This is a genomic window from Legionella sp. ST3F1, assembly GCF_048553315.1.
Lineage (GTDB): Bacteria > Pseudomonadota > Gammaproteobacteria > Legionellales > Legionellaceae > Tatlockia > Tatlockia donaldsonii.
Genome location: NZ_JBLZIO010000020.1, coordinates 31,964 through 53,540, shown reverse-complemented (window position 1 = coordinate 53,540; position 21,577 = coordinate 31,964). Strand labels below are relative to the sequence as shown.

The following is a 21,577-nucleotide window of genomic DNA, read 5'->3' as shown; positions in this document are numbered from 1 at the left end:
ATAAATTGATTACCAGGAAAACTCCGAGTACTTATTACTTTGTTACTTACCAAAATGGCATAAGGATAACATACTAGCGTGAAAATCGATCACAACGACTTAATTATTCATAATCAACTCGCGCAGTTTCTCGTGGCGCATAGTCAGGAAGCCATCATTCTTTTAGACCATGAATCGAGGATTGTGATTTATAATCCCATAGCTGAAAAATTATTTAATTGCCCAGCAGCGGAAGCGCTAGGGAAATCGTTTAATGAATTCTGTCTTCAATCTACTAAAAATTGTTTTTCCAAGCAGGACTGGCAGCGTTTCTTGGGCGCGAACTTAATTCACTCCATTCCCGCGAATGCAGGAGAGGAACTCAGTCTGACATGGCTTATTGAGCGAATCAAAATTAATGATACCAATTTCCTAATTTTGCAAACAACTAATTATGAAATTAAAAAACAGCATAACGAAATATTTCGCTTGGAAACCCTTATTGAGAATATGCCGTGTAATGTTTACTGGATGGATAAAGATTGCTTAATGTTAGGCTGCAACCAAAATGTATTATCTATGCTAAACATGACTCGTGAGCAATTCAAAGGAAAATCCTATGAGGAGCTTGCAGTGTTATGCAATTGGCCTAAAGGTCTTGCTGAAAAATTAAAAAATGATGATCTACAGGTTATGACTACGGGGCAGCCCATTTTTGGTATTGAAGATCCCCCTATTCCTCATATTAACAATACCGTGTTAAACCTTTTAACAAGTCGCGTCCCACTGCGAGATAATACAGGTAAAGTAGTGGGGGTTGCAGGAATTTCGGTCGATATCACGGCTTTAAAAGAAGCGAGACTATTAGCCGAGACGGCTAATCAGGCAAAAACAGAATTTATAGCAAACATGAGTCATGATATCCGTACACCCTTAAGTGGTATTATTGGGATGTCCAAGTTCCTGGAAGAAGGTGCCGGTAATCCTCAAGAAAAACAGTATGCACGTTGGGTTAATGAAAGTGGTGAGCAATTATTAAAATTACTTAATGGCGTTTTAGATGTCGTTTCTGCTGAACAGGTCAGTGAAGAAGATATCCATCAGGAAACGTTCGATCTTCGCCAAAGTATTGAAGGTATTGTTCGGCTGGAACAACCCATGATCTACCAGAAAAACTTAAATTTAGAGGTGAAAATTGATCAACAAATCCCTCAGTTTCTTGTCTCAGATCGGTTTAAATTACACCGGATTCTACTTAATTTAGTGGGTAACGCCATAAAATTTACAGAAAATGGGCGCGTCCTAATAGGCATTTCCCAGCGTTCAAAGACTAATGAACGCATAGAGCTTGATTTTAGAATCACGGATACAGGCACTGGTATTCCTAAGGAATTACAATCCAAGGTTTTTGAACGATTTTATCGCATCTCCCCTTCTTATAAAGGAGAATATCATGGCCATGGCGTGGGATTACACATTGTTGAAAAGTACGTTTCTCTTCTAGGCGGCAAAATTCAATTAGAAAGCGAGGAAGGAAAGGGAACTACCTTTTATTTCACCTTATCGATGGCTATCGGAAAAAAAGAAGATGCCGTCTTTTCTGAGCCTATTCAACCTGCCAATACCTCCTCTTCAAAAGAACCGATCAACATTCAACCCTCAAACTCCAGTTTAGAACTGCCCGCTGATAGCGACTCGCCTTACCTCTTATTGGTAGAAGACAATTTAATTGCTTTGAAAATTGTAGAAACCATTACGCAACAAACGGGTTGTCGCTTTGTTTCAGCGACGGATGGTGAAAAAGCCTTTAAACTAGCTACCTCTCAACATTTTGATTTAATTCTTACTGATATTGGCTTACCTGGCATGTCAGGTAACGAGTTAGCTCGAGCCATCCGCAAGTGGGAAACTGACAATAGTCTACCGTCTATTCCTATTGTCGGCTTAACCGCACATGGCTTAATAGCTGCCAAGCCAGAATCCTTACAGGCAGGCATGAATATGGTCATCAGTAAACCAATTCAATTAGCAACATTACAAACGGTAATCAATCAATTTATTAAATCATGCAACATACAAAAAACGAAAACGTTAGGCGTCGATTTGCCTGAAACAGAAGACGAACTCTTTCTTCTAGATCATTATCCACTGTTTGATCTGGAAACAGGTATAACCAATCTTGGTAATGAAGATGTACTTCGAGAGTTGCTTTCATTGATGTTAAATCAGGAACTTCCTGGAGATTCACTAAAGATTCAAAGCGCCTATAATGAGCAAAACTGGGATAAGGTTGAAGATTTAGCCCATAAGCTTAAAAGCGGCGCAGTTTATTGTGGAACAATTCGACTTAAATATGCTTGTCAGTATTTAGAGCGTTATCATAAAGCGGGCCACACTCACAAGCTAGAACAATTATACCATCAATTAATTCAGGTGATTAACGATTCTCAGCGTGAAATCAAAGAATGGTTAGCGCAAGAAAATCATGTGAGTTTGTGAACAGGAGGGCGTGTTTTACAGGCGGTTAATTGGTCAGTCGTCTGTCAAAAATAAGTCAAGGCAATAATATTTCAGATTTTGCTGACAACATCATCTAAGGGAAATAGATATGCACTGGACTAATAGTTCAAGGAAAAAGCTTTGGATACTATTCTTTGTCATTACGGGAGTGATGATTTTAAGCCTGGTTATACCAGAGATTAATAAACCAAGTCCTTCCTCACGAGTGACCGCTGAGACCAAAATAAAATTGCCCGCCCCACTTTATGACAGTACAACCTCCCTTGAAAAAGCACTCAAACAGCGCCGGTCGATAAGACAATATAAAGAGGATGCTATAACGTTGCAGCAAGTATCACAATTACTCTGGGCGGCACAAGGTATCACTTCGCCAGAGGGATTTCGTACAGCACCTTCAGCAGGTGCCTTGTACCCCTTGGAAATTTACTTGGTTAGTGGCAACGTTCGTGGTTTACCGACGGGCGTCTATCATTATTTACCAGCAGAACATGCGCTACAACTCATGGTCAAAGGCGATAAGCGAACCGCGTTAACAGCAGCCGCTCTGCAGCAAAATTCGATAAAATTTGCACCAGTTAATCTAGTAATGACTGCTGTGTATGCCAGAACTACAAAGAAATATGGCAATCGCGGCAAACAATATGTACATATGGAAATTGGACATGCGGCACAAAACGTGTGCTTACAAGTCACTGCTCTAGGGCTTGGAACCGTTATCATAGGGGCTTTGGATGAGCCCGCTTTTAGAGCAATACTTGCACTTCCTAAAGAAGAAACCCCTCTTTATATAATGCCAGTAGGTAAAAGATGAGTTATTGCGTGGTATTGGCATGCATTACATCTTTGCCTGTTAATCTCATTGTTACTCCCCCTACCAATTTACTGTTTTCATTATTGTATCCATGAGAGTTAGTCCTGCCGTTTCTATTCACCAGCCAACTTTCTATAATGCCTGTTTTATTCATGGAATGAGAATGTTTGGAAAATATGAATTAACACCATACGACAAAAATAAAATAAAAGAGGTAGTCAAAAAGGAGACAATTAATAAGATAGCCAAGCTTATCCAAAATCGTCATGAAAGCGATATATGGTGTAGAGCGTTAATTGATGAGTTTCTTTTGTATCGCGATGATCGCGATATCAGCGCCTTAATCAATAGTTCGGAAGTCCGTCAAACGCTCTTACAAAAAGGGTTGTTAGGCCCCTGCTTGCTAACGACTAATACAAATAGTTCACCTCAATTAATTGAGAAACAGTGGCTTGCCTTAAAAATTTTGTTTCCAACACCGGAGTCATTTGATCCATTCAAAACTCACGTTGATATTTTGCTGGCACTTCTATTTTTTGTCGCAAACAAAGAACCGCCGACTATAGAAACACTATTACTTAAATTACAAATTAATCATCGATTAGTTGTCTATCAAGCGCCCTACGGCTACCGTATTGGAGATCAATGGCTTATCAAGAGTAGTTATGATAAACACTACGATTATTCAACACTCAATTACCTCATTAGTGAGGGATGTGACGTATTTGCCTATGATCCAGAAAAGTATAACGAATCCAGTTTAACTTGTATTAATAGTCCTGATATTTTAATTGCTCTGCTCAATAGCGTACAAGGCAAGCATTTACCGCTTGCATGCATCAATACATTTGGTGACACTATCATGCATCATGTCCTTGCATCTAAACAATTACACGTTCCGGAGCTATTGGGACATAAACTAATGCGCCCCTACCTTAATAGCCCCAATAGGAAAGGATTACCCCCCCTGTTTTCTTTAATTAAAACAGAGTATACCGAGCAAACCATGAAGACATTAATTGCGAATGGTTTAAATTTACTGGTGCCCGATATGCCAGTCGGTGCATGGTGTAGGAGTGAGCGCGATATTGGTTTCTTGCATGATTTTGTAGTAACTATCTCGCCCGATAAAGCAAATAATGCCTCTTTGTATACTTTTTTTGCTAAAAATCAATCGTATGAACGTCGGTTACTGATGCAAGAAATTCGCACCCAAACTGCAAGCATGGGGATAACACAGAGGAAATAACGAGTTTTCTTGCCAACTAGCCATTGAAAAATAGACGCGAAATCGTCTAGTATGAGCGCAGTTTAATTGTAGTCAGCTGGTAGTTGATTGCCGTTCCTTCTATCAGCACTTATAACGTGCATTTAAAAACCCCAAAAATGCTCAATAATCTTATTACTTTGCGGTGATTCTCCGGAAAAAGCCAATGTTTTCAGGAATCACTACAGAGCGTTAATCCTTGCTCTCTTAGCTTGAATTAATCGAATGTGAGTCCGGAGAATTCATGAATCAACTAAAAATTATAAGCGCTTTTACGGTAACGACCTTCGCATTAACTTTTTTATTAACCAGTTCAAACTCTATTTTAGCGAATGCGCTTTCACAAGCTGCCCCTGCCGTAGTAGTACTAGGCCTGATTCTCTTGTCTAGACAGAAAATGGTGGGATTTAAAGAGCTAGGTCTTTTTAACCTGGGTAACGTGCAATGGTACCTCATTGCTATTAGTTTACCCGCTGCCGCGATTGTAACCAGTTATCTACTGGCAACTCGTTTAGGGTATTTCTCATTGGATTTAAAACTACCCGCATATACTGTCATTTATCACACCTTTTTATTCATGTTCATGTGGCCTCTGCTTTGGGCAATGACTGAAGAGATAGGGTGGAGAGGATTTTTACAACCAAAGCTCATCAACTTATTTGGCTTACGACCTGGCCTGTTTCTTACTGGAATCACCTGGGCTGTTTGGCATTTTATCTTTATCTTTCCTGGCACCTATTACGAAGAAGGTAATTTATTGATAAACACCTTACTGTTTACAGTCACAATCGTACTAATGTCCTTTGCAATAGGCTGGATCCGCTGGAAAAGCCAAAGCCTATGGCCGTGCGTCCTATTCCACTCGGCCTCTAATGCCACTTGGCAAATCTGTTCCTATCAATTCAATGTGAAAAACCCTTATTACATTTATATGGCGGGTGAAGCCGGGGTTTTAAATATTGTTTTCTGGGGAATCGTTTTGATCGTGGTTTGGAAGGGGTTAGTGAGTAGCACTCATCAGAACTCTGATGGGAAGTCTAATGAGAACCTCATGATGGAAGTACCCCATCCCTAATCGAACAAACCAGGGAGGGCAAAGCTTGAATCGGGGCTTAAAATTCAAGCCCTCCTCCAAAATTGTCATCGTGTCAACCCAAAGCCTTGCTGAAACCTAGCGTAATCAAGCTATCCATTTCCACAACTAAACTGCCTGGTTTATTCTCCAGATTGCCAACGATTATTTATTTGATTTTTTTCCATTAAATACTAAGATTTACATAGTTAGATCTAAGTAGAAGGATCTTGAAATGATCTTGAAAATTATTTTCACTCTCCTAATCATTCTTGTTCTCGCCATTACTTTCCGTAAAATTACTTGGCCTACCAACCCCTACCCGGAGCAAACCTATACCGAATCTACTCCTCACTTTAAGGAAGTGGATGTGGGTTTTACTCATCAATATGACAAGAATCACTCCCTTCCATTTATGGGAGCAGCTATTTTCGATCTTCTTGGCAAGGGGGAACAATATTTGTTTGCAGGCGGCGGCTATAATCAGCCCGATAAATTGTTTGTTTATCGAAATAACCAGTTTATCGATGTATCGAACGAAGCCGGATTAACCAAACCAGCCAATGATACCACCTACGCCGTCGTCGCCGTCGATGCAACGGGGAATCAATTACCCGACCTCTTTGTAGCCAGAGACAGCGGTATTTATTTTTATGAAAATAATCAAGGAGTCTTTACTGTTAAGAAGCTTGATATCGCAATTGATGAACGATTCGCTCCTATCTCTATTGCACATGCAGATTTACAGAAAAAAGGAACGGTTGATCTTTACATTGCAATGTACCTGAAACCGGCTTATGTAGAAGGTCAAACGATATTTAATAAGAAAAACTATGGCGCTAAAAGCCTGCTTTTAAAAAACAATGGCGACAATACATTTACCGATATAACCGATGCAGCCGGACTTGATTATATTCATAATACTTTTCAGGGCGTCTTTGTTGATTTAGATGGGGATAATGAACTTGACCTGGTGGTTGCACACGATACCGGCCAAGTCAGGACTTATAAAAATATGGGTAATTTAACCTTTAAGAATATGCCCAACCCCACTTCGGCTGTCTACTCCTATCCCATGGGTATTGCAGTGGGCGATTATGACAACAACGGGCTTCCCGATTTGTTCTTTAGTAACATAGGTCCTTTTTATTGGTGGAATATTGGTTCAACACCTCCAAATTTCATTGTACGCGGCGATTTGAACAAAAATCAGTACTTATTAAGGGACAATATTTTTCTGGCGAATCGCGGCAATTTTCAATTTGAAGACGTGGCCAAACAAACTAAAACTGCCGATTACGAATTTGGCTGGGGCGTTCTCTTTCAGGATTTCGCCAACGACGGCAAACAAGATTTGGTAATCGCCCAAAATTATGTCCAGTTTCCTCTACACTGGATTTTCCGCTTACCCGGACGCGTTTTAAAGGAATTGCCCAATAACACCTATGCATCCATTGAAAAACAGGCAAACGCTGAAGATCCTTATTATGCCATTTCACCATTGAGTACTGATTTCAGTGGAAACGGCTATGCTGATCTGGTTTATACCAATTTAGCGGGTCCCTTGAAAGCCTTTATTAACCAGGGTGGAAATAATAATTATATCAAGGTTATTATGCCTAATGCACCGGAGGCACTTGGGGCAGTTTTAAAATTAAAACTAACAAACGGCAAAACGTTAACACGGTTTTTTGTGCCTACCCAAGGCTTATGCGCTTATCAGGGAAATCAAATTTTCTTTGGTTTGGGTAACGAACAACAAGTTGAGTCGCTCACGGTACATTACATGAATGGGAAGGAAAAAATTATTTCAGCACCTGCAATAAACAGCACGATTAAGTTTGAGATGGCTGAGTCTCCCATGTAATAATTTTCACATCCTTTTGTCTTCTATACACAATGGATTCTGAATCATCTGATTCAGAATCCATTCGCTTTTGTTATCTGAGTCTAAACGCAATGTAGGTTGAAAGTGCGAAAAAAATGGTATAGGTCACGTTCATTGCAATAGGCATGATGTACTTTCCAACCGCAGGTATAATCAAATAAATTAAAAAGACCGATACTAATAAGAAGATGGGATTAAAAACCCACATCCAGTTCGGATAAGCGGTATTGCCATTCAAGACCAGGTAAATAAAGCCGGCTGACCCCAGTAAGGTGGTAAAACGAATAATTTGCAGTAAGGATTCATCATAGAGTTGATACGATTGAATGAGGGCAGCTAAATCGGATGGGCCAATTTTCGATTGAATAATAGAGCCAATCATTGCCCGTGAACCTATCCAGATTATTCCCATTATAAAGCCATAACCAATAACCATGGTCGTAATTAAAGGTAAATTACCGCCCGCAGGCTCCAACATTTTATAAAGATGCCAAAACCCAACCAAATACAACGGCGCCGCTAATACAGCAATAAAATGGCCGACCGTTAAGCGATTGCGAGAAATATCCAGCATAAAATGATAAGGAATTTTGGAATCATAGCCCTGATTGGTAAAGTGAAGTAAGAATTCTCCAGTACCAACCAAAACAGCCGCCACTAAACCAATCAACCCGGTTAGAACAATTTTGTCATCCATGTCATTATCTCTCAGTTAGGATACGCTATCATTAAATATAGAGAGTGTGGGAGGTGATAATATTATCACCGCTTTCAGGCATGATAATAGACTAATGTGACTTCCTTGCTAATAAATTTCAGGTTTTTGTGTCTTAAATAAGGGAATGGATATGACAGAAAAATACACCATGAAAGCAACCCTCGTTGAAAAAGCCTCTTCCGATTGGGTTAAGGATCTTTTTGAGCGCTCTCAAACTGAGGCAAAAATGATTCCCAATTTATTCAGGGCGATGGCCAATGCCCCTGAAATTTTACAAACTTATTTGGACGCTTATAATAATTTCACCAGGCATTCAGGTTTTTCAGCCGCTGAACAACAAATTATTTTTTTGGTCATCAGTTATGAAAATGGCTGTGATTATTGTGTCGCTGCCCATTCCACTGCAGCCGAATTTCAGGCAAAAGTTCCCCAGGACACAGTCGATGCTATACGAAATGATAACCCTGTCCCTGATCAAAAAATGCAAACACTGATTGAGTTTACGCGCGAAATGTTATGGTCACGCGGAAACCCTTCGCCAAAAAGCGTGGAAGAATTTATTCATGCCGGGTATCAGGAAAAACAAATTCTTGACCTTGTACTGGCTATCGCTGCAAAAACCTTATCCAATTACACCAATCATCTCTTCCAAACGCCTATTGACACCGTATTTAAAGCCCGTGAATTTAAAGTTATAAAATTCGCTTCCCGAGTTTTGAATTATTTTAAACGATGAATGCCTCAAAAACTTGCTAGAGGTGCACCTCGATTGCGGCCAATGCCTCCGCCTTTGTTGAAAATATAGACTATGATTAAAAAATACCTTTCTTTTTAGGACAACACCATGAAAAAGTCTTCAAAACAACCTTCAAAAAATAGAAATAAAGAAACTGTAAAAAAAGAGGATTTAAAGAATATTTCTGGAGGCACACAACGGTTTCCCGACCTTAAACTTGATCCAGATGATATTATACGTTTCTTCGATGAGCATAAAAAGAATAGGAAGGAATGAAAAGAGAGGTGAGTTGGAGTTAACGATTTATAGCAGTGAAAAGAGCAAGTTCCCAAGGGCCAGGACAACCTGTAGCAAATCCAAATCAATTTGAACTAGTATGCAGAACATTGATTAACTGAGTACATGCATTTGCTTGACAAGATCAAATGGACTGGTTTTGGCTTATCTAAGTGTTCATTCGAAAAATTAGGGTCAAATCAATAATAATTTTTATTTTCACCTAAAATCCATTTTATGGGGGACTTGACCCTGTGGAATTAGCAGGAGAATCTTGGCGCTTCTTCTTGAACGGGTTCAGGTTGAACGGGTACAGGTTGAACAGGTGCGGGGTTTAAAATTCCCTGATTTAAGCCGCCAGCCAGCAACAACGTTCCGACAGACATTAAGACCCATCCAAACATTTGGATAGTTCCATTGAGATTGAACGTTGAATTTTCACCTTCTTTTTTATCTTGAACCCCTTCTTCCCCGCTCAATTTTTGTAAAGAACCGTTAAGGAATTGGGAAAGACCATTCACTACATCATCCGCTTGAATGCTTTCAACCTTTGATTTAATGGTACGCTTTAAACCCCTGGTGATCTCATCACCTACATTGGTAAGCGTGTCATCAAATTGCACAGCCATTTTTTTGGCAGCTTGTGCTAAGGGCTCAGAGAAATTACCCATTAACCTGGCCATTAAATCATTACTGCTTGTTACAGCAGGGACCGTGGGAAGAGCATCAGCAGTAGGTTCTGATTTTTTCGCAAGCCTTGCAGGAGAAGGACTGTCTTCACTCAAGATACTTAAAATACCAGTTTTTGCGCGATTGAAAGTGCTTCTAATTACGATATCACCAATAAAACTTTCAACGGAACTTTTTAGGCCGCTTGAAGTTTCGTCGAGCGTAACTTTAGCACCGCCTAATAAACTGTTTAAACCTTCTTTTGCAGTTTTCAACAGACCCATTATCAACTCCTATTTAGTAAAAATCCTTTACATAATAACCAGGAATGATTACGGAATGAATGCAACTGATTTGTAAACTTTGTAAAAAAAATGAAAAGATGGATGGCTGTTAGTTTTCAAAAAGGAGGTTATTTGCGGGCTATCAGCCACCAAAGCCTGATGGCGCATAGTGTAATCAGGGTATTTATTCTCCAAAACCAAACAGCTCTATGGTTTAAGCCGATAGGGACATTGACCTAAGGCAACACCGCCCTCTTGCCATCTGCAAATAGACTGGATTGAACTCGTAGCAGTATATTCTATATAGTCGTAGGTATCGTCATTTTGCCTTGAATAATTGACTAATTTTGCAAACTCTATTCAGATTGTAATTAAATGCAATTAACAACCAACAATTTGATACAAATGATTACAATTAGTAGGGAAGCCTAAAGAGAATACTCACTGATAAATGGATTTTTAATGTCACACATCCCAGCATTTATTATTCGAAATTTAACTAAAACCTATTTAATGGGTGAAGTCGTTATCCATGCATTGCGATGCGTTAGCCTTGACTTATATCAAGGAGAACTAGTCGTATTTTTAGGGCCCTCTGGCAGTGGTAAGTCTACGCTCTTAAATATTATAGGGGGCTTGGATGTCCCCTCGTCTGGTGAAGTAATTTACAAAGATCATATTATCACTTCATCGAGTCAACATGATTTAACCCGATATCGACGCGAGCATATAGGATTTGTTTTTCAATTTTATAATCTGATTTCCAACCTGACTGCTTTAGAGAATGTTTCTATTGTTACCGAAATTGCAGATAATCCCATGCATCCTGAAGACGCAATTAAATTACTTGGTTTGGAAAATCGCATGAACCATTTCCCTTCGCAATTATCTGGAGGAGAACAACAGCGCGTTGCAATAGCTCGAGCTATAGCCAAGAATCCAGATGTTCTTCTATGCGATGAGCCTACAGGAGCACTTGATTGTGAAACCGGTAAAATTGTTTTAGGAACCCTTGCCTTAGCTAATAAGAGGCTGAATACCACCGTAGTGATTATTACTCATAATATCGTGATCAGTGAGATGGCTGATCGAGTCATTCATATAGCCGATGGTTCAATCAGTAAAATATTAAAAAATAAATCCAAGCGAAAGCCAGAAGAATTAGAATGGTAACGGTATTAAACAAAAAATTATGGCGTGATGTTATCAAACTAAAAAGTCAAATTATTACTATCGCCCTGGTGGTTTGCAGTGGAGTGAGTGTCTTACTCGCATCAGTTAACACCTATGTGTCTTTGAAAAACGCGCAACAGGATTTTTATTCAAATTATCATTTTGCGGATGTATTTGCCTCATTGGAAAGAGCACCGAACTATTTAGAAAAGCGTATAACAGAAATTTCGGGGGTCGCCCAGGTGGAAACCCGGATTGTAGAAGATGTCGTGCTTGACTTACCTTGGATGCCTGAACCGGCTGTAGGCCGTTTTATATCAATATCTGATAAAACATCTGCTCTTAATCAATTATTTTTATACCAGGGAAGGCTGCCAGATAAGAATTGTCCGGATGAAATAGTAGTCAATGAAAGTTTTGCAAAGAGTCATGATTTAAAACCTGGTGATAGTATTATTGCCTTATTAAATGAATATAGAGAAAAGCTAAAAATTGTTGGTATTGTTTTATCACCCGAGTATGTATATGCCATCCGCGGGGAGGATTTGCTTCCAGACAATCGGCATTTTGGTGTTTTTTGGATGAATCGAAAGGCGTTAAGTGCTGCATTTGGAATGCAGGATGCTTTTAATGATATTAATATTAAACTTGCACCACATGCCTCAGAACAATTTGTAATAACTCAATTAGAAAGAATTTTTCATTCTTATGGTTTAACTATTAGCTATACACGCAAAGATCAGATATCCGATCGCTTTATAACGAATGAAATAAAACAGCAAAAAATTATTGCGACCTATATCCCCCCTGTTTTTTTAATAGTGGCAGCATTTTTATTAAATTTAGTGACAGGGCGTTTAATAAGTAAAGAGCGCGAGCAAATAGCAACGTTAAAGGCTTTAGGTTACCGTGATTTCGCTATTGCCTATCATTATATTAAAATAATTCTGATTATTATTTTTATTGGAGCACTTGGGGGGGTGTCATTAGGCGCATGGTTTGGTAACTTGATGACCCATCTATATACCGACTATTTTAGATTCCCTAAATTCCCGTATGTTTTTTCCTACCTTGCAGCCATCATTGGAGTCTTAATTTGTTTTTTAGCTGCTATTCTGGGGGCATTGCGAGCAATTCGTCAGGTAATAAATCTTATGCCTGCTGTAGCGATGAAGCCGCCAACCCCTATGATGTATCGAGCAACTATCCTTGAAAAATTTCACTTTTTTTCCCGGCTTCCCAGTAGTATAAAAATGGTGTCCCGGTACATTTTCCGCCATTTTTTACGCACAATATTGACCTGCGTAGGTATTGCATTAGCAATGGCTATCGTAATACTAGGATTATTTTGGCAAGACGCTATACGTTATCTCATAAATACTCAATTTATAATGGCGCAACGTGAACAGGCTGCCGTCAGCTTCATTAATCCCGTTAATAAAATAGCTTTAATGGAGTTGAACAAAATTGTGGGGGTCACCAATAGCGAAGGTTATCGTGTTGTACCTGCTCGACTAACCTACCAACATCGAAGTGAATTGTCCTCGGTGTTTGGTATCCCTGAAAATAACAAACTGAAACTATTATTAGACAAAAGTCTTAATCGAATGAATATTCCCAAACATGCCTTGTTAATCAGCGAAGGGTTAGCAGAACGACTGCATTTGGCTATTGGTGATAAGCTTGAGGTTGAACTACTTGAAGGGAACAAAGCAAAAACTCAATTGAAAGTACAAGGAATTATAAATGACTATGTAGGAATGTTTGCTTATATGGAAATTGAAGCCCTTAATCATTTATTAAATGAGGATCGGTTAATCAACACAGCAGCTATTACTGTAGACACAAAAAACATCAAAAATTTGTATAAAAAGGTAAAAGAAATACCCAAGATAGGTACCATTACTTTTAAAACATCGATCATTAAGACATTTGAAGAAACCTTTGCGAAACATATCCTTGTATTTACAACTATTCTTGCAGGTTTTGCCATTATTATTGCGGTTAGCGTCGTTTATAATAATGCGAGTATTACCTTGGCAGAAAGAGCAAGAGAGTTAACTACATTACAAGTTTTAGGATTTACTCAGGGGGAAGTATCAACGTTACTTATTTTAAATCACCTGTTTGAAATGGTACTTGCTATCCCTTTAGGGCTAATCACTGGGTACCTGTTGTCCTGGTCTATACTGCAACTAATGCAAACCGATTGGTTTAAGATTCCATTTGTTATAGAGCTTAAAACCTATATTATCTCAATTATGGTTATATTTTTTGCCAGTTTAATTAGTTTTTATATTATTCAGCGTAAAGCAAGCCATCTGAATTTGACCTCTGTCTTAAAGGTAACAGACTAATGAAGATAATGAACCTGAATTTGAAAAAACTAATCGGATATTCACTGGCAATCATTGTCGTTTTTGGTGTTATCCTCTGGCTCCTTTCTCATAAAGGCATCCCGGTTGAAACAGCAAAAGTAAAGTACGATCACTTTGTTCAGTATATTGAAGATGATGCAAAAACACGCGCGATAAAAATATACACGATTGTTTCTCCGGTTTCAGGTGAACTTATACGCATCAATTGGCTTGAAGGCGATAAAGTAAAAAAGGATGAGGTAATTGCTACTATAAGACCAAAAATCCCAGTTTTGCTTGATATTCGAGCCAGACAAGAGTTAGAGCAAGAGTTAGGTACGGCTGAGGCGTTATATGAACAGGCAAAAGCAGAGTCGATTCGTGCTGAAGCAGCACTTAAGACCGCCGAATCGGATTTGAAAAGAAAGGAACCATTGGCTAAAAAGGGCTTCGTTTCGGAAACAGAATTAGAACATACTCAATTGGAATATCAATTGAGACAGAAAGAATATAATGCCGTATTACGTAAGTTACATGCAGCAGAGCATTACATTTTAAAAGTTAAAGCATCACTTTCGGGAACCGATATCAAGACAATGAATCACCAGGAGAAGGTCGAGATTCATTCTCCTGTCACTGGGTCAATTTTGAGAGTTATCGAAAAAAGCGAAACCACCGTTGAGCCTGGTACAAAAATTATGGACATTGCTAATGTTGTAGGTCTTGAAATCGTCGCCGATATATTAAGCGAGGATGCGGCACAAATTCCGCCTCATGCAAAAGTAATCATAAGACGGTGGGGAGGGGCTTATCCTTTGGAAGGTCGTGTACGAGTTGTTGAACCAAGTGGTTATACGAAAATATCAGCGCTTGGAATAGAAGAGCAGCGGGTCAATGTCATTATTGATATAACAACACCCTACGAATTATGGAAGAATCTTGGAGATGGTTATAGGGTAGATGTAGAAATTGTCCTTTTTGAGTCGGCTCATTCTCTTGTGGTGCCTATGAGTGCTTTATTTAGAGACGAAGAAAACTGGGCAGTTTATGTTGTAAATGGACACAGAGCTTATAAGAAGAGAATAATGATTAAACACCATAATCCGGATCAGGCAGTAATAGAGAGTGGTTTAGAGTCAGGCGATGAAGTAATCCTGTATCCCAGCTCTTTGATCCATGAAGGAGTCTTAATCAAGCAATAATATTCCTAACAGAACATGAGGCGTAATTGGTATTAAATTTGGCTGCATTGCAAAATGCAAAAGCTACAAAACTCATATTGAATGATCAATTTAAAGCTCAGCATACCTGGATTAGGGCTTGAATTTTTACTATCGCAAGCTTCAAGCCCTGCCCCGCATTTAGTATGCGTAGTCCTAAAAATGGCTTTTAGGAGTATCTTGAGAAACTTTCTCCTGCTCTTCTTTAAAATCCCGCAAAGAATCTTTCAGAGTTTGTTGATTTACCTTACTAAGTTCGGGATCGGTTTCCGATACCATCCCGACTTCAACCAGTTCTTCTCTATTAACAGGTTTGTTATCGGTACTTTTGGCAATGGGATCAGCTAATAGCGCTTTACCTGACTGACAGTTTACCAATACTTCGTTGCCTTCACGGCAGCGTTCAAAAGGACCCGAGCGCAATTCTTCCGCTTGTTGTAATAAGCCTCTGACTTTGTCCAGGTTTTCCTTATTTTTTTCTTTAAATTCGGGCTTTTCTTTTTCAGCTTCAGCTATTTGATGTAAAAAATCCCCTACCCCTTTCCGGCTATTCGGATCAGCTGATACGATTTTTTTCTCAAAAGGAGGCCATTTTATGCGGATAGTCCACTTAGTTGTAAAATCACTAAATAATCCCTGTTCTTTTCCTGCCTCAAGGATATCGATTAAGGTCTTGGACTGTCCCTTAAGTTCACTTAAATGTTCTTTTCTATGAATTTGAGGGCCTTTTCCATGGATTGCTTCGGCATCTCTAGCAAGATCTGATTTGTTTCTAATCAGGGCTATTCCTTCTTGATATTGGCTTCTGATTTCTCTTAGATGATTTAAAAAACCAACTTTTGAATGGACAAGGCTATGAGTGATGGAATCGTTAAAACCATAGTCTTCTCGTTTTAAAAGCAAATCATAGTCCCCCTTTTTTATATGTGGGCTAAGACGAGCGTCGGGGGTTTTGACCATCGTACCACTTCCATCGGGGGAAGTAGGGACAACTAATAGAGCGCCCATTCCCCTCGGCGTGAAGGCCCTCATAGATTCTTGAGCGATATCTTTACCTAAGCCTTTATCGACTAGTTTTGTGCCAGTAGCATGGGTACTATCCCTGGCAAATGCACCGCCATCTTCTAAAGCTTTGACTATTTTAGGAGCGACTCCCGTTGGTAAACGGACACGGGTTGCGCCGGAGTCAAAGGCTTGAGTCCCGTTTAACGCCTCAATGCCCCACATAATCGCGCAGTTATCATTTTCTTCAGGGGTCGTCGAAGTTAAGTTTAAATCATCAAAATTGCCTTTAAAAATTTCTTCAGAGCGATTAATGAGTTTTGTAAACTGCTCATCAGTCATCTTCTGATTAAATCTAAGCTTGGCAATCCAGGCTGCAGCTACACTTTCATCATTAAAAAGGCTATCCGGCGAACGTTCTCCTATTGCTTCTTTATAGATACTCATGAATTTTTCTTTGTCTTCAGCAAATTCCGGCTTGGTAAAGAAATCCTGGACAGTCACTTTCCCTGCCAATACGCGCTGAAAATTTGTATTCGACCCGGCAAACTCTTTAACTTTTGTATTTGGAGGCATAACAGTACCATGTTAATTTTATCGTTTTTTTCAGTATAGATGGAGATAAGGGATTTTAGAAAAACAAAATTTCAAACTTATATTGCTCTTTGATTCAATCCTTCATATCCCCTCAGAGGCGAAAACTTCCTCCCCCTGATGTCTTTATAAGGGCTGGTGTAATGAAATAGACGCCTCTTGGAACTAATATTATCCCCCCTGTGAGAAGGGAAGTCCATTTCATCACTATGATCAGTTACAATTCGATACCCCACCATTGATTTGAAAGAAACTGAAATGATTGAACCACCCTGGATTCTCTATCCAGAATTCGGCCCCCTTGATTTTTTTGGCGAGAAGCTGGCCAGCCCTGGATGGATTATGTTTGGCGCCCTTTTTGGCATGCACTGACTGAAGAGCAAAAAGCTGCTTATTTAAAACAATACCCGGAACCTAAAGAATGGTTTGATTTCTCTATTGATTTGAATCCTGATTTTGCAAAACTATTGGATGAACTGGATGAGAGTTAGCTTTTAATAATGATGAGAGAACTAGGGATAGGGGGCAAGTCTTGGATTGTGTAACAATTAAAAATCAAGTAGTTAAAGAAATTTTAATTATTTTAAGAAATACCATTCTTTTAATTGAGGGAAGAAATACTCACTTACCTCAAGAGCATTTTACGTTAAGACAACGTTATGTTTGGTAAACGATGATTAGGCTACTGCTCAAAGTTGTCAATTTCTAATTAGTCCTGGGCTCTTCCTGTTGAAAATTCAACAAAATTTGATTGATAAGGTACCACTTAATGCCAAGGGATTTGATCGGTTTAGAATAAGATGAAATTATAAAGCGATTATCAGACGTTTTAGAGATTGAAGGTTGCAAGTTGCAAACACTTTCTTTACCGCCAGACAATAAAACTCATGCGCAAGTATAATTAGTTGTTTGTGAATAAACCTGAAATATCAATATCTGATTGATGAGTTTCAGAATAAACCTGACTTGCGGCACTGTTGAGGTACTCTATCAGCCTGTTAATCTCTGGCAGCCATTTCTGGGCGAATCCTAAAGCAAGTACTTCAGCTTTGCCTCTGAATAAGCTAAAGCTCAATTTTTTTTCAGTTATTTTTAACAAATATCGTTGAATTTCAGTAAGAGAAGCATAATTTAGAATTCCACTTTTTAGATTTTTTTCTTGTTGAGTTATTAAACCATTAAGTATAGGGTCAGAATACCCCGCAGTTTTTATATTGCTAATAAAATCCGTAATTTTATTTTGTGACTCTCTATAAAATGTTATTTGCCGGGATAATTCTGCCTTACTCATATTTTCCAGAACACTTGGACTATTCATTGTGTTTATAAAGAGATTTCTTACCCCAATTAATTGATGCTCGTTATATTGCCCATTTATAGCTAAAACCAGACCATTCCTGTTTTTCAACAACTCGGGGTCTTGCCTTATTGCAGCAGTTGGAGTCGTGGGTAATAACTTTATGCAATTAAATACATCCTGTTTTTGAAGTAGTGACGAAAACGCTGCTAATTTACCGAAGTTATGTTCCAATTCTGGAAAAGCTTCCAGGATTTGAATTAGAAAGACTTGCTCTGCCTTGCTCCTGCCAAAAAAATCAGGAATTGCCATAGCAGTATCTTTTAACCGTTGATATACCTGTTTATAGTTTTGAGGTACATGCAAAACATTGAATGGTTCCCTACTACCATCGGGAAAATCATCCGGATCTAATCCAATCTCCTCTTTCCATTTTTTGGGATGCTCAACCATATCTAATAGAACGAGAATTCCTTCGGTAGACCCCAATCGATTATTTTCGATCAAGCCCCCATATGTACTCATTCCACTCGTTTGTCGGGTATCCAACATTACACAAAACTGTTCCATTGGACTTAATTGATCTGGCGGTACATCTCTCAGCCAATTTCTTGCTTCTTTGGTCATCTTAAAAAATCGATAATCTGCGTCCGCCCAGTACCACAATTGTTTTGTCCAGCTGGACTGTGGCAACTTAGCACCATCAAAAACAACCTCGATCATCTTAAGCAAGCCCTTTCGGCAATATTCGGGTATAGGTGAAACGACTTCACTATGATAAACATCATGCTTAAATATCGTGAAAAAAGTTTCATTTTCTGAAAGATGAACTTCAGCGGGCGAAAACCCTTTTGTTAAGCCGGAGCCAATACACATTTGGCCGACTCGATACCCCCCTTTAAGAGCATTATGCACCATAGCCATAGTCTTAGGGCCAAGTTGTGGGATTACAGGGGCATAATCTGCGCCGTAACGGAGTAGGCCTAAAGCATTTCTTACTCCACAAGAGGGTTCCATAAAATTGAGCTTCTCGTTCTTATCCGAATAATAAAAAGCTCCCTCTGTATCAATAGCATGACCTAGTGAGCCCTGCGTACCCCGCTTTAATCGGTAAAAAATTTGCTCTGATCGAGGTAATTTTGAAATCATTTCTTTCAGATCCTCTTCATTTAACGGGGGACCTTTTTTACTGGTGAGCGCGGGAAGAAAATATTGTCTTGCTTCTGGAGTAAAATCACCTGACTCATCTAAAATTTGATAAATCGGCAAGGGGCGACTCTCTTCGTCACTAAATGATTGTTTATATTCTTTACCCTGTGATTTTCGAGGGTTTACTGCTTGATGCAATTCAAGCATAGTAAATAATTGTGAATAGTTTATCCCTTTTCCCAATTTGGAATCCATTAACTTTAGTACCATATGGGGAAATTGCGGGTCCTCGAATAGTTCTTTAAACTCTGGGCTAGTTAACTGCCCCTCTCTCAAAATTTTTACTAATCGATGTATTTTTTGAAAGTTTAAACTTTTAAATAACTCATGTTGCTCAGGTTTATATTGTTTTCTCAATTCAATCAAGCGCTTAATATGCTTGTCTTGAAGAACATTTTCTTTCTTGAGATCTTCAATAGCCACCTCTATTAAACTACTTGAAAAAGTAAAGCGAACAATGTCCGTATTGAGTTTATTGTTTTTAGCCGCATGAGCTAAAATTTCCTTAATTTCTTCTAGGTTGAGTTGATTTGAAAAAAACTTAAATCCAGATAGTTGAGCGGATACCCGGGTACGTTGTTTTAGCAAACCCTTACCCTCGCTTAACGCCTTAAAAGCATTTTTAATGACTTCTTTCTTAATCGCTTGGCTATCATTATATTGGATTGACGATTTTTCATAGGCGGGGAATTTAATTTTTTCTGCTGGCTCGTATGCAAATATTGGAAATTTAGCATGAAAAGTATCCCAAAGTTGCGTTGGCATTTCTTCTTCTTAATTGGTTATATATATGCTCATAATATATGACAAGCTATCTTTTTGCAAAAAAAATGAACAATGAGGTAAATTATAAGTGCATCCTGCTGCAAACAAAGCTATAGAGTCACTTGGAGCACCTTCGCAAAATAAAAGTTAATCGAAAAAAACAAGAACATGCGGGCTATAACCCCAGATTTTGCTATCTTTTAGGACGCTTACTTAACCTCATTAAATTCGAAACAGAGAAATTTAACACTGAGAGTAAAATTGACGCTACTCTTTAAAACAAAGGACGGTAGGCTTGGATGAGATTTGCTGCTGTTTGACAGGAATATCCTTTTAATACAATATGATGTAACAATATTGTCCTCCTCATGAAGACGAAAAATGCTTCTTGGCCAGGGAGCTAATATGGTTGATTTGCCCTCTAAAAATAATAAAGTCCTTATTCCAGGGATGATTGGTAATCTTCTTGAATGGTATGATTTTTCTTTGTATGGTTATTTTGCCTCAGTGATCTCTGCCCTGTTTTTTCCAACAGATAATCAAACAACAGCCTTTATTAAAACCTTCGGAGTGTTTGCAGTTGGATTTTTAATGCGTCCTATAGGGGCTATTATTTTCGGCCATTTTGGGGATCGGTATGGACGTAAAAAAACCTTGGCAACGTCGGTTATTTTAATGGCCGTATCAACAGTCATTATGGGACTGTTGCCCACTCATGCCCAAATTGGCATTTGGGCCGGCATTCTTTTATGTGCTTGTCGCTTATTACAAGGATTAGCCGTAGGCGGAGAGTTTTCTGGTTCTATTGTTTATATTCTGGAACACGCTCCTTCCAAGAAACGCGGAATATATGGCAGCCTGGTCATGTTTAGTGCCTTTGCAGGATTACTTTTAGGATCGACCGTTGCAGCATTGACCGGTATTTTGTCCGAACAAACGGCCTACGCAGAAATAGCATGGCGATTTCCGTTTTTGTTTAGCGTTGTATTAGGAGCCGTTGGTTTATATCTTCGTTTACGAATGCCTGAAACCCCTGATTTTATAAAGCTTCAAGAAGCGGGCAATACAGCCAAGCATCCTTTGCTGGACTCTTTTCGTGAGCATCCATTAAATCTCTTAAAAGCGACATTACTTGTGTTTTTACCTGCGATGGGTTTCTATTTGTGTTTTGTATATTTGTCCACCTACCTCACAATTTATATGAAGTTTTCCCTTCATACCGCATTAATTATTAATTCAATTAGTATGGTTATTATATTATTTGTTATCCCTTGGGTCGGCCATTTATCGGATAAATTCGGAAGAAGACCTATTTTGGCAAGTGGTGCTATTTCCATTTTCCTGTTCTCTTACCCCTTATTTTTACTCATGACACGCGGAACCTTTTATTCTGCTCTGCTGACTCAAATTGCATTTGCGATATTAATTTCACTCTGTTACGGGGCTGTTCCTGCCGCCTTAGTTGAAATGTTTTCAACAAAAATACGCTACACCGCCATGTCCTTGCCCTATAATTTATCGAATGCTATTTTTGGCGGCACTGCGCCACTCGTTGCAACCTATCTCATCAAAATAACAGGGACAATAATAGCACCTGGTTTTTATCTGATGTTTTCAGGCCTGGTCATGTTGCTGGTTGTTTTTTGCATGAAAGAAACATTTAAAGATACTTTATAGGTCTTAAGTAAACATTGATTACGCAATGCTCCATGACGGCCAAGCTGGCTGGCCGATCATACT

General features: G+C 38.9%; 16 protein-coding genes. 12 read left to right on the top strand and 4 right to left on the bottom strand.

Annotation, left to right across the window (positions count from 1 at the left end; translation table 11 throughout):
- The first annotated feature begins 78 nt into the window (after positions 1 to 78).
- From ACN4Z1_RS12950 to ACN4Z1_RS12930, 5 genes are all read left to right on the top strand, one after another.
- A complete protein-coding gene (locus ACN4Z1_RS12950) occupies positions 79 to 2,478 on the top strand; it encodes an ATP-binding protein (RefSeq protein ID WP_228363964.1) in 2,400 nt (799 codons plus the stop codon).
- Between the two features lie 109 nt (positions 2,479 to 2,587).
- Positions 2,588 to 3,310: a SagB/ThcOx family dehydrogenase gene (locus tag ACN4Z1_RS12945; RefSeq protein WP_228363965.1), complete on the top strand. Its 723-nt coding sequence runs from the start codon at positions 2,588 to 2,590 to the stop codon at positions 3,308 to 3,310.
- Between the two features lie 163 nt (positions 3,311 to 3,473).
- Positions 3,474 to 4,559, top strand: coding sequence for a hypothetical protein (locus tag ACN4Z1_RS12940; RefSeq protein ID WP_228363966.1), 1,086 nt, complete (start codon positions 3,474 to 3,476; stop codon positions 4,557 to 4,559).
- A gap of 262 nt (positions 4,560 to 4,821) precedes the next feature.
- Positions 4,822 to 5,652 (top strand): CPBP family intramembrane glutamic endopeptidase, encoded by an 831-nt coding sequence (locus ACN4Z1_RS12935; RefSeq protein WP_228363967.1) that lies wholly within the window; start codon positions 4,822 to 4,824, stop codon positions 5,650 to 5,652.
- Between the two features lie 232 nt (positions 5,653 to 5,884).
- The gene (locus ACN4Z1_RS12930) at positions 5,885 to 7,516 is read left to right on the top strand and encodes an FG-GAP repeat domain-containing protein (protein WP_228363968.1); all 1,632 of its coding nucleotides are present in this window, start codon (positions 5,885 to 5,887) and stop codon (positions 7,514 to 7,516) included.
- Positions 7,517 to 7,589: 73 nt separating this feature from the next.
- On the opposite strand, the gene ACN4Z1_RS12925 is transcribed toward ACN4Z1_RS12930, so the two are convergent.
- Positions 7,590 to 8,234 (bottom strand): DUF6796 family protein, encoded by a 645-nt coding sequence (locus ACN4Z1_RS12925; protein WP_115220356.1) that lies wholly within the window; start codon positions 8,232 to 8,234, stop codon positions 7,590 to 7,592.
- Between the two features lie 151 nt (positions 8,235 to 8,385).
- Between ACN4Z1_RS12925 and ACN4Z1_RS12920 the strand changes: the two genes are divergently transcribed.
- Together ACN4Z1_RS12920 and ACN4Z1_RS12915 are read left to right on the top strand one after the other, a co-directional pair.
- Complete coding sequence (locus ACN4Z1_RS12920) at positions 8,386 to 8,991, top strand: carboxymuconolactone decarboxylase family protein (RefSeq protein WP_228363969.1); 606 nt, start codon at positions 8,386 to 8,388, stop codon at positions 8,989 to 8,991.
- A 108-nt stretch (positions 8,992 to 9,099) separates the two neighbouring features.
- Positions 9,100 to 9,267 carry a hypothetical protein gene (locus ACN4Z1_RS12915; protein ID WP_181879306.1) on the top strand — a complete coding sequence of 56 codons (168 nt, stop codon included), beginning with the start codon at positions 9,100 to 9,102 and terminating at the stop codon, positions 9,265 to 9,267.
- Positions 9,268 to 9,527: 260 nt separating this feature from the next.
- Here the strand turns inward: ACN4Z1_RS12915 and ACN4Z1_RS12910 are convergent, their stop codons facing one another.
- A complete protein-coding gene (locus tag ACN4Z1_RS12910; protein WP_228363970.1) occupies positions 9,528 to 10,220 on the bottom strand; it encodes a hypothetical protein in 693 nt (230 codons plus the stop codon).
- Positions 10,221 to 10,682: 462 nt separating this feature from the next.
- On the opposite strand from ACN4Z1_RS12910, the gene ACN4Z1_RS12905 reads away from it, so the two are divergent.
- From ACN4Z1_RS12905 to ACN4Z1_RS12895, 3 genes are read left to right on the top strand one after another with little or no spacing between them, the layout of a single operon-like run.
- Complete coding sequence (locus tag ACN4Z1_RS12905; protein WP_115220353.1) at positions 10,683 to 11,393, top strand: ABC transporter ATP-binding protein; 711 nt, start codon at positions 10,683 to 10,685, stop codon at positions 11,391 to 11,393.
- Positions 11,387 to 13,750: an ABC transporter permease gene (locus ACN4Z1_RS12900; RefSeq protein WP_228363971.1), complete on the top strand. Its 2,364-nt coding sequence runs from the start codon at positions 11,387 to 11,389 to the stop codon at positions 13,748 to 13,750. The genes ACN4Z1_RS12905 and ACN4Z1_RS12900 overlap by 7 nt, the downstream gene beginning before the upstream one ends.
- Complete coding sequence (locus tag ACN4Z1_RS12895; RefSeq protein ID WP_228363972.1) at positions 13,750 to 14,952, top strand: efflux RND transporter periplasmic adaptor subunit; 1,203 nt, start codon at positions 13,750 to 13,752, stop codon at positions 14,950 to 14,952. Before ACN4Z1_RS12900 ends, ACN4Z1_RS12895 begins: the two co-directional genes overlap by 1 nt.
- Positions 14,953 to 15,126: 174 nt before the next feature.
- Here ACN4Z1_RS12895 and ACN4Z1_RS12890 read toward each other — a convergent pair whose 3' ends face one another.
- The gene (locus ACN4Z1_RS12890; RefSeq protein ID WP_228363973.1) at positions 15,127 to 16,548 is read right to left on the bottom strand and encodes a hypothetical protein; all 1,422 of its coding nucleotides are present in this window, start codon (positions 16,546 to 16,548) and stop codon (positions 15,127 to 15,129) included.
- Between the two features lie 353 nt (positions 16,549 to 16,901).
- Between ACN4Z1_RS12890 and ACN4Z1_RS12885 the strand changes: the two genes are divergently transcribed.
- Entirely contained in the window at positions 16,902 to 17,057 is a 156-nt protein-coding gene (locus tag ACN4Z1_RS12885; protein ID WP_228363974.1) for a hypothetical protein, read from the top strand.
- Positions 17,058 to 17,467: 410 nt separating this feature from the next.
- On the opposite strand, the gene ACN4Z1_RS12880 is transcribed toward ACN4Z1_RS12885, so the two are convergent.
- Positions 17,468 to 19,837: a hypothetical protein gene (locus ACN4Z1_RS12880; protein WP_228363975.1), complete on the bottom strand. Its 2,370-nt coding sequence runs from the start codon at positions 19,835 to 19,837 to the stop codon at positions 17,468 to 17,470.
- 405 nt (positions 19,838 to 20,242) lie between these two features.
- Between ACN4Z1_RS12880 and ACN4Z1_RS12875 the strand changes: the two genes are divergently transcribed.
- The gene (locus ACN4Z1_RS12875; protein WP_228363976.1) at positions 20,243 to 21,514 is read left to right on the top strand and encodes an MFS transporter; all 1,272 of its coding nucleotides are present in this window, start codon (positions 20,243 to 20,245) and stop codon (positions 21,512 to 21,514) included.
- Positions 21,515 to 21,577: the final 63 nt, after the last annotated feature.

Bases quoted from the DNA above. Each gene is read 5' to 3' on its own strand.
- ACN4Z1_RS12945 (WP_228363965.1), top strand. From the start codon at position 2,588: ATGCACTGGACTAATAGTTCAAGGAAAAAGCTTTGGATACTATTCTTT.
- ACN4Z1_RS12940 (WP_228363966.1), top strand. From the start codon at position 3,474: ATGTTTGGAAAATATGAATTAACACCATACGACAAAAATAAAATAAAA.
- ACN4Z1_RS12935 (WP_228363967.1), top strand. From the start codon at position 4,822: ATGAATCAACTAAAAATTATAAGCGCTTTTACGGTAACGACCTTCGCA.
- ACN4Z1_RS12930 (WP_228363968.1), top strand. From the start codon at position 5,885: ATGATCTTGAAAATTATTTTCACTCTCCTAATCATTCTTGTTCTCGCC.
- ACN4Z1_RS12925 (WP_115220356.1), bottom strand. From the start codon at position 8,234: ATGGATGACAAAATTGTTCTAACCGGGTTGATTGGTTTAGTGGCGGCT.
- ACN4Z1_RS12920 (WP_228363969.1), top strand. From the start codon at position 8,386: ATGACAGAAAAATACACCATGAAAGCAACCCTCGTTGAAAAAGCCTCT.
- ACN4Z1_RS12915 (WP_181879306.1), top strand. From the start codon at position 9,100: ATGAAAAAGTCTTCAAAACAACCTTCAAAAAATAGAAATAAAGAAACT.
- ACN4Z1_RS12910 (WP_228363970.1), bottom strand. From the start codon at position 10,220: ATGGGTCTGTTGAAAACTGCAAAAGAAGGTTTAAACAGTTTATTAGGC.
- ACN4Z1_RS12905 (WP_115220353.1), top strand. From the start codon at position 10,683: ATGTCACACATCCCAGCATTTATTATTCGAAATTTAACTAAAACCTAT.
- ACN4Z1_RS12900 (WP_228363971.1), top strand. From the start codon at position 11,387: ATGGTAACGGTATTAAACAAAAAATTATGGCGTGATGTTATCAAACTA.
- ACN4Z1_RS12895 (WP_228363972.1), top strand. From the start codon at position 13,750: ATGAAGATAATGAACCTGAATTTGAAAAAACTAATCGGATATTCACTG.
- ACN4Z1_RS12890 (WP_228363973.1), bottom strand. From the start codon at position 16,548: ATGCCTCCAAATACAAAAGTTAAAGAGTTTGCCGGGTCGAATACAAAT.
- ACN4Z1_RS12885 (WP_228363974.1), top strand. From the start codon at position 16,902: ATGGATTATGTTTGGCGCCCTTTTTGGCATGCACTGACTGAAGAGCAA.
- ACN4Z1_RS12880 (WP_228363975.1), bottom strand. From the start codon at position 19,837: ATGCCAACGCAACTTTGGGATACTTTTCATGCTAAATTTCCAATATTT.
- ACN4Z1_RS12875 (WP_228363976.1), top strand. From the start codon at position 20,243: ATGGTTGATTTGCCCTCTAAAAATAATAAAGTCCTTATTCCAGGGATG.